Annotated in this window: 10 protein-coding genes; 8 read left to right on the top strand and 2 right to left on the bottom strand. The window is 72.3% G+C overall.

What is annotated here, in order from left to right:
* The first annotated feature begins 123 nt into the window (after positions 1-123).
* From RM779_RS01300 to RM779_RS01280, 5 genes are all read left to right on the top strand, one after another.
* Positions 124-702 carry a TerD family protein gene (locus RM779_RS01300; protein WP_311614850.1) on the top strand — a complete coding sequence of 193 codons (579 nt, stop codon included), beginning with the start codon at positions 124-126 and terminating at the stop codon, positions 700-702.
* 167 nt (positions 703-869) lie between these two features.
* Positions 870-2774 (top strand): TerD family protein, encoded by a 1905-nt coding sequence (locus RM779_RS01295; RefSeq protein WP_311614847.1) that lies wholly within the window; start codon positions 870-872, stop codon positions 2772-2774.
* Positions 2775-3227: 453 nt separating this feature from the next.
* Positions 3228-4202 (top strand): pectate lyase family protein, encoded by a 975-nt coding sequence (locus tag RM779_RS01290; RefSeq protein WP_311614845.1) that lies wholly within the window; start codon positions 3228-3230, stop codon positions 4200-4202.
* Between the two features lie 260 nt (positions 4203-4462).
* A complete protein-coding gene (locus tag RM779_RS01285; protein WP_311614843.1) occupies positions 4463-5536 on the top strand; it encodes a methyltransferase domain-containing protein in 1074 nt (357 codons plus the stop codon).
* Positions 5537-5664: 128 nt separating this feature from the next.
* A complete protein-coding gene (locus tag RM779_RS01280) occupies positions 5665-5838 on the top strand; it encodes a hypothetical protein (protein ID WP_311614842.1) in 174 nt (57 codons plus the stop codon).
* A gap of 119 nt (positions 5839-5957) precedes the next feature.
* Here the strand turns inward: RM779_RS01280 and RM779_RS01275 are convergent, their stop codons facing one another.
* Together RM779_RS01275 and RM779_RS01270 are read right to left on the bottom strand one after the other, a co-directional pair.
* Entirely contained in the window at positions 5958-6536 is a 579-nt protein-coding gene (locus RM779_RS01275; RefSeq protein WP_311614840.1) for a hemerythrin domain-containing protein, read from the bottom strand.
* Between the two features lie 20 nt (positions 6537-6556).
* Positions 6557-7759 (bottom strand): hypothetical protein, encoded by a 1203-nt coding sequence (locus RM779_RS01270; RefSeq protein WP_311614838.1) that lies wholly within the window; start codon positions 7757-7759, stop codon positions 6557-6559.
* A 283-nt stretch (positions 7760-8042) separates the two neighbouring features.
* Here RM779_RS01270 and RM779_RS01265 point away from each other — a divergent pair, with 283 nt between their 5' ends.
* The 3 genes from RM779_RS01265 (at position 8043) to RM779_RS01255 (ending at position 12656) form a co-directional block, all read left to right on the top strand.
* The gene (locus tag RM779_RS01265; RefSeq protein WP_311615451.1) at positions 8043-9296 is read left to right on the top strand and encodes an ATP-grasp domain-containing protein; all 1254 of its coding nucleotides are present in this window, start codon (positions 8043-8045) and stop codon (positions 9294-9296) included.
* Positions 9296-11332 carry a CocE/NonD family hydrolase gene (locus RM779_RS01260; RefSeq protein ID WP_311614836.1) on the top strand — a complete coding sequence of 679 codons (2037 nt, stop codon included), beginning with the start codon at positions 9296-9298 and terminating at the stop codon, positions 11330-11332. Before RM779_RS01265 ends, RM779_RS01260 begins: the two co-directional genes overlap by 1 nt.
* A 175-nt stretch (positions 11333-11507) precedes the next feature.
* The gene (locus RM779_RS01255) at positions 11508-12656 is read left to right on the top strand and encodes an aldose epimerase family protein (RefSeq protein WP_311614834.1); all 1149 of its coding nucleotides are present in this window, start codon (positions 11508-11510) and stop codon (positions 12654-12656) included.
* The last annotated feature ends 158 nt before the right edge of the window (positions 12657-12814 follow it).

The raw sequence follows: 12814 nt of genomic DNA, 5'->3' as shown, positions 1-12814 counted from the left end.
TGCCGCGGGAGTATTGCAGGACTGCCACAAAGCGAGGCGGGTGCCCCGGACCGCCGTCCGCACTGCGTAGGGTGCGGATCACCGCCGGAACCGGCGGTGATCCGATCCGGGAAGGGTTAGCACGTGAGTCTCAACTTGTCCAAGGGACAGGCGATCAACCTGGCGAAGTCCGACGGGGGCACCCTGACCGCGGTGCGGATGGGACTCGGCTGGCAGGCGGCCCCGCGCCGCGGACTGTTCGGGTCGCGTTCCCGGGAGATCGACCTCGATGCCTCGGCCGTCGTGTTCGCCGACAAGCAGCCGGTGGACGTCGTCTTCTTCCAGCACCTGGTGTCCGACGACGGCTCCGTGCGCCACACCGGCGACAACCTTGTCGGCGGCGCCGGGCAGGGCGGCGACGACGAGGCGATCCTCGTCGACCTCCAGCGCATTCCGGTCCACATCGACCAGATCATCTTCACCGTCAACTCCTTCACCGGCCAGAGCTTCACCGAGGTGCAGAACGCGTTCTGCCGTCTGGTCGACGAGACCAACGGCCAGGAGCTGGCCAGGTACACGCTGACCGGCGGCGGCCAGTACACCGCGCAGGTCATGGCCAAGGTGCACCGCCAGGGCAACGGCTGGCAGATGACCGCCATCGGCGAGCCGGCCAACGGCCGCACCTTCCAGGACCTGATGCCCGCGCTGATTCCCTACCTGTAGGCGCGGCGCACGGCGCGGATACCATCGGGCCCGGCAGTGGCACGCGGCCACGCCGGGCTCGCCGGGCGCACGGGGCACATGGGGCACACCATCCACACGCGGCACACCATCCACACGCAGCGCGCCGGGTATCGCCCGGCGGGGCGACCTAACGAGGGGGCGCAAGCATGACGGCCGAGCTGATCCGCGGGCAGAACCACCCGCTTCCCGAAACCCGCCTGGAAATACGGGTGTCCGCGGGCCGGCCGATTCTGGCCGGAGTGACGCTCAACGACGAGGCGGGGCGCATGAAGGACGCCGAGTGGGTCGCCCACCCGGCATCGCCCCGCCTCCCCGGCATCGAGGTCTCCAAGCAGGCCGCCGCGGACCACCGGCTCGCCGTCGACCTCGGCGCGCTGCCCGCCGCCGTGCACCGGGTGAACGTGATGCTCGCCCTGCCGACGGGCACCGGCGGCCCGGCGAGCTTCGGCGCCGTCGCGGCCCCCTTCGTCGCCGTGACCGGCCTGGACGGCACCCCCGTCGCGAGCTACACCATCATCGACCTCGACGCGGAGTCCGCCGTCGTCGCCCTGGAGCTGTACCGCAGGAACGACGCCTGGAAGGTCAGGGCCGTCGGCCAGGGCTACGCGGGCGGCCTCGCCGCGATGCTCCACGACCAGGGCCTGCCGCAGGCCAGGGACCTCGCCGCCGCCATCGACGAGGCGGTCGCCGGCGGCATGGCGCGTTCGGTCGCGCCGCCCCCGCCGCGGACCGCCGACGCGGACCGCGAACGCCGCGCCGCCCCGGTCGGCGGCGGGACCGCCCCGCGGCCCGTCGCGGGCGGCGCGACCGGCGGCCGGATCGACTACCGGCACCCGGGACGCCACACCGCCGACGCCCCCGCCGCGCCCTCGGCCCCGCCGCCGGCCGCCCCCGGGCCGCAGCAGGGGGCGCACCCGCGGCCCGTCGCGGGCGACGCGACCGGCTGGTCGATGGACGAGCGGCTGTACAACCAGGTCTGGGGCATGTTCGAGGACCTGGCCCGTTCGACCGCGGCCTACCGCAGCGCCGTCGACTTCGCCGACTCGCGCATGGACCGGGAACTGGACTCGGTGCTCTCCGACCCGAGCACCCGTGTGGGCCCCGCCGCCGACGCGGCGCGCAACGCCGCACGCGCGAAGCACACGCAGCTCGTCGACCAGGCCAGGGCCGCGTTCGACCGCGACGTGGCCCAGCTGATCGCCGAGGCGGCGGTCGTCGAGCCCGCCCTGCCGCCCGCCTACGCGCGCTGGGACAGCGCCGTATGGCAGCAGTACCGGGTGCCGGAGGAGACGGCGATGGCGCTGCGCCTCGGCGACCTCAGCCTGCCCGAGCGGGTCGACCTGCGTATCCCGATGCTGGTGCGGCTGCCGCTGCAACGCGGCCTGTGGATCGACAGCGGGCGCGGCGGCAGTTCGGTGCAATCCGCGCTCGTCGACGGCGACGAGCTGCGCCGGCTCGCCGCCGGTACGGCGGCGGTCATCGCCGCCCGCCTGCTGGCGGCCCACCCCGCGGGCGGGCTCAGTGTCCACATCATCGACCCGGCGGGCGCCGCCGCCACAGCGCTCGCGCCGCTGACCGAGTCCGGCGCGCTGGCCGGGCCGCCCGCGGCCGGGGCCGCGGGCGTGGGCGCAGTGCTCGGGCGGCTGACGCAGCGCGTCGACCTGGTGCAGATGGCCGTGCGCAGCGGCGTCGCCGACGCCCTGCCGCAGGACATCGACCTGGCCGAACAGCTGCTGGTCGTCCACGACTTCCCGCACGGCTTCGACGACAGGTCCGTCACGCAGCTCCGTTACCTGGCGGACGAGGGGCCCTCGGTCGGCGTCCACCTGATGATGGTCGCCGACCGGGAGGACGCGCGGGCCTACGGCCCGGTGCTCGACCCGCTGTTCCGGGCGCTGCTGCGCATCACGCCGGTGCCCGACGACCACTTGGCCGACCCGTGGGTCGGGCACGCCTGGACCTACACGCCGGCGCTCGCGCCCGCGGGCGGTCAGGTGGTGCCGCAGGTGCTGCGCCAGGTCGCGGCCGCCCGCGCCACGAACGGGCACTGAACGGGCACTGAACGGGCCGCCGTTCCACTCCGCCCGCGGTCCTGGCCGCCTGGACAAGGCGGCCAGGACCGCGGCATCAATCGGTAAAGTCCACAGGGTCCGCGCCATATTCCACACCTTTTCTGCTTGCCGATCCGATCCCTTGACAGCCCTTAACACCGGCGATACTTTCCAGAAACCGGAAAGCGCTTGCTATTTCACGGAGACCGTCACGGCAGAACCGCATACCGGCCCTCCGGAACCGGAGGGACGTGCGGCAACGCACCCCCGGAAGCCGACCTGGCGGCAGGTCGGCGCCCGAAGGGAATGGGCCCGGCAAAGGGGCCCGTCCCGCGCTCGTCATAGCCACCCGCATTCCCGGGAACGCTTCCCCGTCCCGGAAATGCGGCCCCCACAGGTCCGAGCCGCTCCCCCCTCGTTCAACGGCTCGGCAATGACGAAAGGAAGACCGGGATGTCCCGCGACAACGCCGACACACGCAGAAAGTCCCTTCGCGCCCGCCCGGCGCTGCTCCTGGCGGGCACGCTGGCCGTCGTCACGGCCGGCACGGGCATGACGCCCGCCGGGGCGTCCGCCCCCGCGCCCTCCGCCGAGGGGCTGGTCGGCTGGGCCACGGAGAACGGCGGCACCACCGGCGGCGCCGGCGGCGGCACCGTCACCGTCGGCTCCGCCGGTGAACTGACCGACGCCCTCACCCAGTCGGGGCCGCTGGTCATCGAGGTCAGCGGCACCATCAACCTGTCCGGCATGAACGACGTGGGAAGCGACAAGACCATCGTCGGGGTCGGCGGCGCCACCATCACCGGCGGCGGCTTCGACATCAACGGGCAGAGCAACGTCATCATCCAGAACCTCACCTTCGATGACTGGGACGACGACGCCATCAACGTGCAGGAAAGCTCGACCAACATCTGGATCGACCACAACACGTTCGGGACGGGCAGCGACGGCGCGGTGGACATCAAGCGCGAATCCGACTTCATCACCGTCTCCTGGAACCACCTCGACGGCAGCGACAAGTCGATGCTGCTCGGCCACTCCGACAGCCACACCGAGGACCAGGGCCACCTGCGGGTGACCTACCACCACAACTGGTTCGACGGCAGCGAGACGCGCCACCCCCGTGTCCGGTTCGGCGACCCGGTGCACGTCTTCAACAACTACTACTACGACAACGAGTACGGCGTCGCCTCCACCGAGGGCGCCGGGGTCCTGGTCGAGGGCAACTACTTCGAGAACTGCGAGGACCCGGCCCTCGTCGGCTACGCGGGCTCCGACCCGGGCGACCTCGTGGCCAGGGACAACCACCTGGTCGGCTCCGGCGAGATCCAGACCGCCGGTTCGGTGGCGGACATCCCGTACGCGTACAGCCTCGACAGCGCCACGAGCGTCAAGGACATCGTCACCGGAGGCGCAGGCGCGAACTAGTTCGGCGCGCGCCGGGGGTGCCGGGTGCCGGGTGCCGGGTGCCCGAACGGTGAGGGCCTGCTGGCTCCGGTGCGGATGGTGAAGTCCGCACCGGGGCCGGTGCGCCCGGCTCACGCGGGGGGCCGCGCGCCCTGCGCGCCGCCGCCCGCGCCCCGGCGGCGCCGGGGGCGCCACGTCGTCCCGTCTTCCTCGTTGGGAGGGGCAGCACGTCGCACACCGACGCGCGCCGTCCCCCAACGGGAAGGAAGCACCCGCCGCTCATGACCACCGTGACCAGTGCCGCCTCCGCAGCGGACCTCCGCAGGACGCTCGTCGACCGGCTCACGGCCGGTGGACACCTCGACCCGCGGTGGCGCGACGCCTTTCTGCACGTTCCGCACGAGGCGTTCTTCCGCGAGGCGGAGTCCGGCTGCCGGGACGACGCGCCCGCGGCGGACGGGCCGGGCGCGCGGCCCTCCGTGCTCGCCGCGATGCTGGGCGCGCTGGGCCCCGTCGAGCGCGGCACCCGCGTGCTCCAGGTCGGCACGGGCCGCGGCTACGACACCGCGCTGCTGTGCCACCGGGCCGGTGAGGCGACCGTGACTTCGCTCGCGCCCGGGCCGGAAGCGCTCGCGCCGGCTCGCGAGGCATTGGCCCGCGCCGGGTACGCGCCCACCCTGGCCGTCGGTGCGCCCGCGGCCGGCCACCCCGGCGGCGCGCCCTACGATGCGCTGATCGCGGGCGTGGACGTGCCGCGCGTTCCCGCGGCCTGGCTGGCGCAGGTGCGGCCGGGCGGCACGGTCGTGGCCGCCCTCGGCTTCGCGCTGGCCGCGCTCAGCGTCGCGGCCGACGGCAGCGCCACCGGGCCGCTGCTGCCGGTGACGGCCGCGTTCGCCGACGCACCCGCCGACGCACCCGCCGACGCGTGGCAGGACCCGGCGGGCCCCCTCGGCTACGACGTGGGCATGGTGCTGTCGCTGCGCGGGCAGAGCCGGGTCGCCGTACTGCCCGATCTGGGCGGCACCGTGCCGCGGCTGCTGCGCCACCTCGTCCAGCCCGACGTCACCCAGGTGACGCTCCGCGAGGCGGAGAAGGAACAGAGCGCCCTCCACATCCTCACCCACCGCCCCAGCGGCTCCTGGGCCAGGGTCGTGCCGCGCAGCGGCGGCTTCGTGCACGTGGACCACGCCGGACCGCGGGACGTCTTCGGCGAGTTCGCGCCCGTCGTCTCCCATTGGGCCGCCGCCGGACGCCCGGGTCCCGAGGCGTACGGGCTGACGGTCTCGGCCGACGGCGGCCACGCGTTGTGGTCGGCGGCGGACGACGGGTTCCGCAGGCCGCTCGCCCACGGATGAGGGGCCGCCGCCCGGCCCGTGCGCCCTCCGGTTGCGCGGGCACCGCGCGCGTGCTGCCGTGGGTGGGGCGGGACCCTCCCGCACGCCGCGCCCGCCGCGGGGCGGCGACGAGGCGAGGAGCAGCGGACATGACCGTGCCGGAGGAGAACCGGCCCAAGACCCGGACGACCGACGAGGTGCTGGACGGGCCGGAGCCCGTCGCCGAGTCCCGGGGCCAGGACGAGCCGGGCCGGGGCCAGGGCTCGACGATGCGGGAGGCGCTTGAGGACGCGGAGGTCCACCCGGAGGACTTCCGCGAGTAGCCCGGGGGCGGCGTTCCAGACCGGAACGCGAGCGCGTGGCCGCCGTCCGCCCTGCGAACGGGCGGGAGCCCGCTCCCCGCGGGTGCGGGGGAGCGGGCCCTGACCGGCCGGCGGTTCGGCTATCCGTCTTTGCCCATGGCTTTGCGGACCGCGTCCTTGGTGCGGTCCATCAGTGCGGCGAACGGACCGGCGGCCATGTTGGCCGCGGCGCCCTGGACGGCTGGGTGCGGGTGGGTGGGGGCGGTGGCTTCCGCGGCTTTGACCGCTTTGGCCAGGGCGGCGAGTCGTTCGGGGTCGGCGTGGCGGCGCAGCTGGGCGAATTCGTAGCGTTCCTCGGCCCGTGCGTGTTCCATGACGTCCGTGCGCAGGTGGCGCAGGCCGGGCAGGAAACCGGGGGAGTCGGGGTCCATCGCGTCCAGCTGGGCGAGGGCTTGTTTGGCGTGTTTCTCTTCGGCCAGGCGGTCGGCGACCACGCCCTGTCCGCCGTCGAACAGCTGCCGGGCGAAGGGGTGCACGACTTCCTGTTCGGCCGTTTCGTGTACGGCCAGCAGCCGGACCAGGCGGCGGAAGGCGTCCCGCCGGTCGTCGCCGGTGGTGCGTTCCACTTCGTCGAAGAGGTTGCGGATGTCTCCGTGCTGGCGCATCAGCAGTGCCACGACGTCGTCCTGGTCTGCCGCGTCGGGTGTGGTCGATGTCATTGCGTGGCCCTCCCTCGGGGTCAGTTCCAGTGGCCGGTGGCGAAGGCCGGGTGCTCGCCCTCGGTCTGGACGCGGTAGTCGCGGCCGAACATCTCCTGGTGGCGTTGCATGACCTCGTCGCTGGGGGCGGGGCCGTCGCCGTTGAGCTGCTGCTGCATGCGTTCGAAGCGTTCGTGTGCCTCGCGTACGTAGCCGGTGCCCAGGGTGGTCAGGTCCAGCTGGTCGGCGATCAGCTCGCGCAGGTACTGCTTGTTCGGCTCGAAGGTCAGCACGTTCGGCAGCTGCGGCGCCACCACCTCGGCCGGGTCCCTGCCGTCGTGGCGGCGCATGAGGTCGCAGGCGTTGTGCAGGTGCTCCAGCTCCATGTTCAGGTGCAGTTCCCAGATGGCTTTCACCCGCCGGTCGCTCTCCTGCTCCATGAACGAGTGGTAGAGGTAGCACTCGTTGTACTCGTGGTGGACCAGCTGCTCCCACCAGGTTTCGCCCGGGTCGACCAGGGATTCGTAGTGGGTGACGTGCTCCTCCTCGATCAGCCCGATTTCCTGGTAGAGCTTGCGGGCGATCGGTTCCATGTACGTCGGTCCGACGTTCATGTAGAAGTTCATGGTCTGCTGCTCGGCTGACATGACGGTCAGCGCGTGGAGTTTCGACAGCGGGTCGGTCTGCCGGCGGTCGTAGGGCTCGCGCACGTTGTCGGTGGGGTGGCGGTGGTGCAGCGGGGTGGGCCGGCCGGGCATGACCTCGGTGAGCTGGTCGACGATCTCCTCCGCCTTGCGGTGCTCGATCATCTCGTAGAGATTGGCGTACCGGTACAGGTGGTCGAAGTCCTCCAGCACTCCGAACTGGTACGCCTGTTTGAGGTAAGGGTCGGGCTCGGCCCGCGCGATCCAGGCGGTCAGGTCGACGGCCACCTGCTCGTAGGAGATCGTGGTCTCCAGCACCGAGGACACCCCCGGCAGCAGCCAGTTGACCGCTTTCTGCTGCTGCGCCTCGATGTAGCGGACCTCGGCCAGTTTCCGTTTGACCTCCGGGTCCTGGCAGTGCCGGGCGAACTGGTGGCTGAAGAGGATCGCTTCCACCTCGATGCCGTTCATCGTGATGATCCGGCACCGGGTGTACGGGTCGCTGCGGTCGGGGTCCACCGGCTCCACGGCCAGCTCTCGCCAGTTCCGCAGTTGCCGGTCCAGCGGGATACCACGCTGCTCCAGCGGGTTGAACGTCATGGGTTCTCCTTTGTGGCAAGGGGTGCCAAACCTACCCATTTCATGATCAACCGCTTCACCGACTCGCGGCCTCCGGTCCGCCGCGGCACCTCCCCGGGCGAGCCGCGTCCGCCCTCGGCGGCAGCGGGCTGAGAGCGCTCTCCGGCCGCGACGGGGAACGGCCCTGCAGGTCCGCGCGGCATGCTCCGGCGGCGACCGGGTACCCCGGAAGTCCGGTCCGCGTCCCGGCGGGCCGCGGACGAGGAGGACAGTGGTGGGCAAGGCGGACATCTTCGTGATCGGGATGGACGAGGCGAACGAGCAGGTGCTGGGGGAGGTGCCGCACGCCTCCGATTACCGGTTCCACCCGCTGCTCACCATCGAGGAGCTCCAGCACGGAGAGATCGACTTCCCGGCCCTGGTCCGCAAGGCGGAGCGGCAGCTGGACGCGTTCGACGGCTCGGTCGACGCCATCGTCGGCTACTGGGACTTCCCCGTCTCCACGCTGGTGCCGATCCTGTCCGAGCGGTACGGGCTGCGCAGCACGAGCCTCGCGTCCGTGGTCAAGTGCGAGCACAAGTACTGGAGCCGCCTCGAACAGGCCGAGGTGACGGACGCGCTGCCCCGCTTCGGTCTGGTGGACCTGGACGCGGACGCCCCGGAGCCGCCGGAGGGCGTGCGGTTCCCGATGTGGCTGAAGCCGGTGACGGCGTACTCGTCCGAGCTGGCGTTCGGCGTGGCGGACCTGGCGGAGTTCCGGGCGGCCGTGGCGCGGATACGGGAGGGTGCGGGCCGGGTCGGCAGACCGTTCGACTTCGTGCTCGACCGGCTGCCGCTGCCACCCGCCGCCGCGGCCGCGGGCGGCCGGGGATGCCTGGCGGAGGAGGCCATCCGCGGCGACCAGGTGGCGGTCGAGGGCTACGTGCACGAGGGCAGGGTGACCGTCTACGGAACGCTCGACTCGCTCACCTACCCCGACAGCCCGTGCTTCCTGCGGCACCAGTACCCCTCGCAGCTGCCGGACGGCGTGACGGAGCGGCTGCGCGACATCTCGGAGCGGGTGATCACGCGGATCGGGCTGAACAACGCGACCTTCAGCATCGAGTTCTTCTACGATCCGGCGACCGACAGGATCAATCTCCTGGAGGTCAACCCCCGTCACTCACAGTCACATGCGGAACTGTTCGCGTACGTCGACGGGGTGCCCAACCACCACGTCATGCTGAGCCTCGCCCTGGGCCGCGATCCGGCGCTGCCGCACCGCGCGGGCGACTACGCGCTGGCCGCCAAGTGGTACTACCGCCGTTTCGGGGACGCCGTGGTCCGCCGTTCCCCCACCGAGGAGGAGCTGGCCGCCCTCGCCGGCCGCATCCCCGGCACCCACGTCAACCACGTCGTCCCGGCCGGTGCGCGGCTGTCCGAGCTGCCGGAGCAGGACAGCTACAGCTTCGAGCTGGCCCATGTCTTCACCGCCGCCGACAGCGAGGAGGAGCTGGTCGCCCGTTACGACGAGGTGGTGAAGGGACTGCCGTTCGCGTTCGAGGAGATGAGCGGCTGATGCGGTTCGTCGACCCCGAGGACCTGCCGCACCGGGTGCGGACCGAGGAGGATGTCCGTATCCCCGTGGCGGACGGCACGCGCCTGGCCGCGCGCGTCTGGCGCCCGGTCACCTCCGACGACCGGCCCGTTCCCGCGGTGCTGGAGTACATCCCCTACCGCAGGCGCGACCTGACCGCCGCCCGGGACTCCGTGCACCATCCGTACCTGGCCGGGCACGGCTACGCCTGCGTGCGCGTGGACCTGCGCGGCACCGGGGAGTCCGGCGGCGTGCTGCTTGACGAGTACCTGGAGCAGGAGCAGACGGACGCCGAGGACGTGCTGGCCTGGCTGGCCGCGCAGCCCTGGTGCGACGGCCGCACCGGCATGATGGGCCTGTCCTGGGGTGCGTTCGCCGCGCTCCAGGTCGCCGCGCGCCGCCCGCCGAGCCTGCGCGCCATCGCCATCTCGTCGTTCACCGACGACCGCCACGCCGACGACATGCACTACATGGGCGGTTGCATGCTCTCGGACAACCTGGCCGAGGCGGGCACCATGTTCGCCTACGCCACCTGCCCGCCCGATCCCGCGCTGGCCGGCGAGGACTGGCGCGCCATGTGGTTCGAACGCCTCGACGCCGCCCGCCCCTGGGTCGCGCACTGGCTGCGCCACCAGCGCCGCGACGCCTACTGGCGGCACGCGTCCGTCTGCGAGGACTACACCGCCGTGCGCTGCCCGGTGCTCGCCTCCAGCGGCTGGGCCGACGGCTACTCCAACGCCGTGACCCGCCTGCTCGCGCACCTGGACGTGCCGCGCAAGGGCCTCATCGGGCCGTGGTCCCACAAGTTTCCGCACCAGGGCGAGCCGGGGCCCGCCATCGGCTACCTCCAGGAGCTGGTGCGCTGGTGGGACCACTGGCTCAAGGACATCGACAACGGCGTGATGGACGGACCGATGCTGCGCGCCTGGATGCAGGAGAGCGTGCCGCCCTCCACGTCCTACGAGGAACGTCCGGGCCGCTGGGTCGGCGAGCCGGACTGGCCCTCGCCCCACGTCCGCGAGATCCGCCACCCGCTGCTCGACCGGCGCATCGGGGCGGCGGACGAGCGGCACCCCGCGGGGGAACGGGCGGCCGCCGCCGTCTGCTCGCCGCTGTCCGTGGGGCAGTTCGCCGGAAAGTGGGCCTCCTACAACGCGCCGCCCGACCTGCCCTACGACCAGCGCGAGGAGGACGGCGGATCGATGGTCTTCGACAGCGACCCGCTGACGGAACGCCTCGAAGTCCTCGGCTCGCCGTCCGTCGACCTGGAGATCTCGGTCGACCGTCCGGTCGCCATGGTCGCGGCCCGCCTCTCCGACGTCGCCGAGGACGGCAGCGCCACCCGCGTCACCTACGGGCTGCTCAACCTGACCCGCCGCGACAGCCTGGACGATCCGCAGCCCCTCGAACCCGGCCGCCGTTACCGCGTCACCGTGCCGCTCAACGGTGTGGCGCAGGCGTTCCCGCCGGGCCACCGGGTGCGCGTGTCGCTGTCCACGTCGTACTGGCCGCTGGCCTGGCCGCCGCCGGAGCCGGTGCTGATGACGGTGCACGGCGCCGGCTGCCTGACCCTGCCGGTCCGCCCGCTCGGCGAGCCGGACGACGTGGCCGAGCGCCCGTTCGGCGAACCCGAGGGCACCCGGCCCGTTCCGACGACCCGGCTCACTCCGGGCGAGCAGCGCTGGCAGGTGTCCCGTGACCTGGTGGACTACCGCTCGACCCTGGAGATCGTGAAGGACCAGGGCGTCCAGCGCCACGAGGACCACGGCATGGAGGTGCACCGGCGGGCCTGCGAGCGCTACGACTCGGTGGCCGACCAATTCTGCTCGGCGCGCGGCGAGTCGGCGTGGACGATGGCCTTCCGCCGCGGCGCGTGGGAGACGCGCACGGAGACCCGCACCGTTCTGGAGTGCACCGATACGGACTTCCGGCTGCACGCGACCCTCGACGCGTTCGAGGGGCCGCACCGCGTCTTCTCCCGTACGTGGAGCGAGACCATTCCGCGCGATCTGATCTGAGATCTGATCTGATACCGCGGCACCGGGTGGGCCGCGTGCGACGGCCTCTTGACGGCGCGTGAGATGAGTCACTAAGTTCCCCCCGTATTTCGAACTTCGTTCGGAATGTCGAACGTGTGTCGGCCGTCTGTACGGCCACCGACTCCTCTCACAGTTCAGAAGGAGCAGCGACCACATGAGCCCCAGCAGAAGAACCGTCCTCGCCTCGGCCGCCGCCGGGCTCGCCGCCACCGCCGCGGCCGGCCAGGCCCGGGCCGCCGCCCCCGCGGAGGGAAACGGCGAAGGACCCGAGGTCTTCGGCCACCTGCCCGACGGCACCGAGGTGCACCGCTGGACCCTCAGCCGCGGCGGCACCCGGCTGAAGGTGCTGAGCTACGGCGGGATCGTCCAGTCCCTCGAACTGCCGGACCGCGACGGGGAGTACGTCAACGTCTCCCTCGGCTTCGGCACCCTGGCGCCCTACCTCACGGCCACCACCTACTTCGGCGCCCTGATCGGCCGCTACGGCAACCGCATCGCCGAAGGCCGCTTCACGCTCGACGGCACCGCCTACCAACTCCCCGTCAACGACGGCCCCAACAGCCTCCACGGCGGTGACCGCGGCTTCGACAAACGCCTGTGGGACGTCACGCCGAACGGCCGGTCCGGACTCACCCTGCGCCGCACCAGCCCCGACGGCGAGATGGGCTACCCCGGCACGCTGGAGGTGCGCGTCGACTACACCCTCACCCGCGACGGCGACTTCCGTATCGACTACGAGGCCACCACCGACGCACCCACCCCTCTGAACCTCACCAACCACACCTACTTCAACCTCGGCGGCGAGGGCACCGGCAGCATCGAGGACCACCGCCTGGAGATCGCCGCCGCCCGCTACACGCCCGTCGGCGAAACCCTCATCCCCACCGGCGAACTCGCCCGCGTCCAGGGCACCCCCTTCGACTTCCGCCGCGGCAAGAACGTCGGCCGTGACATCCGCGAAAGCCACCAGCAGCTCCTGTACGGGCAGGGCTACGACCACAACTTCGTGCTCGACAAGGGCATCACCGGCGCGCCGCGGCACGCCGCCACCCTCCACGACCCCGGCTCGGGCCGCCTCATGCGGGTCGACACCACCGAGCCCGGCGTGCAGTTCTACAGCGGCAACTTCCTCGACGCCACGCTGACGGGCCCCGGCGGCCGGGTCTACCGGCAGGGCGACGGCCTGTGTCTGGAGACCCAGCACTTCCCCGACTCACCCAACCAGCCGCACTTCCCCACCACGGTCCTCCGCCCGGGCGAGACCTACCGCTCCACCACCGTGCACAGCTTCGGCACCCGCTGATCCGGGGCGCACCTCGGGTCCGCCCAGAGGCGCCGACAGACGAACGGCGCAGGGTCGGGACACAGCGCGACGGGACCACCGATCTCGCCGTCACATGAGATACGCGTCCGGGCCCCTGGAACACGGTCGGCGGGCGTTCCGGACGATCGCCGCTCCGG

Origin of the sequence: Streptomyces johnsoniae, from assembly GCF_031845565.1 — a bacterium.
Classification (GTDB): Bacteria; Actinomycetota; Actinomycetes; order Streptomycetales; family Streptomycetaceae; genus Streptomyces; species Streptomyces johnsoniae.
This window is presented reverse-complemented; position numbering and strand designations above follow the sequence as displayed.

What these genes read in the sequence shown, in the direction of transcription:
- RM779_RS01295 (WP_311614847.1), top strand. Translation starts at nt 870, where the DNA reads ATGACGGCCGAGCTGATCCGCGGGCAGAACCACCCGCTTCCCGAAACC.
- RM779_RS01290 (WP_311614845.1), top strand. Translation starts at nt 3,228, where the DNA reads ATGTCCCGCGACAACGCCGACACACGCAGAAAGTCCCTTCGCGCCCGC.
- RM779_RS01285 (WP_311614843.1), top strand. Translation starts at nt 4,463, where the DNA reads ATGACCACCGTGACCAGTGCCGCCTCCGCAGCGGACCTCCGCAGGACG.
- RM779_RS01280 (WP_311614842.1), top strand. Translation starts at nt 5,665, where the DNA reads ATGACCGTGCCGGAGGAGAACCGGCCCAAGACCCGGACGACCGACGAG.
- RM779_RS01275 (WP_311614840.1), bottom strand. Translation starts at nt 6,536, where the DNA reads ATGACATCGACCACACCCGACGCGGCAGACCAGGACGACGTCGTGGCA.
- RM779_RS01270 (WP_311614838.1), bottom strand. Translation starts at nt 7,759, where the DNA reads ATGACGTTCAACCCGCTGGAGCAGCGTGGTATCCCGCTGGACCGGCAA.
- RM779_RS01265 (WP_311615451.1), top strand. Translation starts at nt 8,043, where the DNA reads ATGGACGAGGCGAACGAGCAGGTGCTGGGGGAGGTGCCGCACGCCTCC.
- RM779_RS01260 (WP_311614836.1), top strand. Translation starts at nt 9,296, where the DNA reads ATGCGGTTCGTCGACCCCGAGGACCTGCCGCACCGGGTGCGGACCGAG.
- RM779_RS01255 (WP_311614834.1), top strand. Translation starts at nt 11,508, where the DNA reads ATGAGCCCCAGCAGAAGAACCGTCCTCGCCTCGGCCGCCGCCGGGCTC.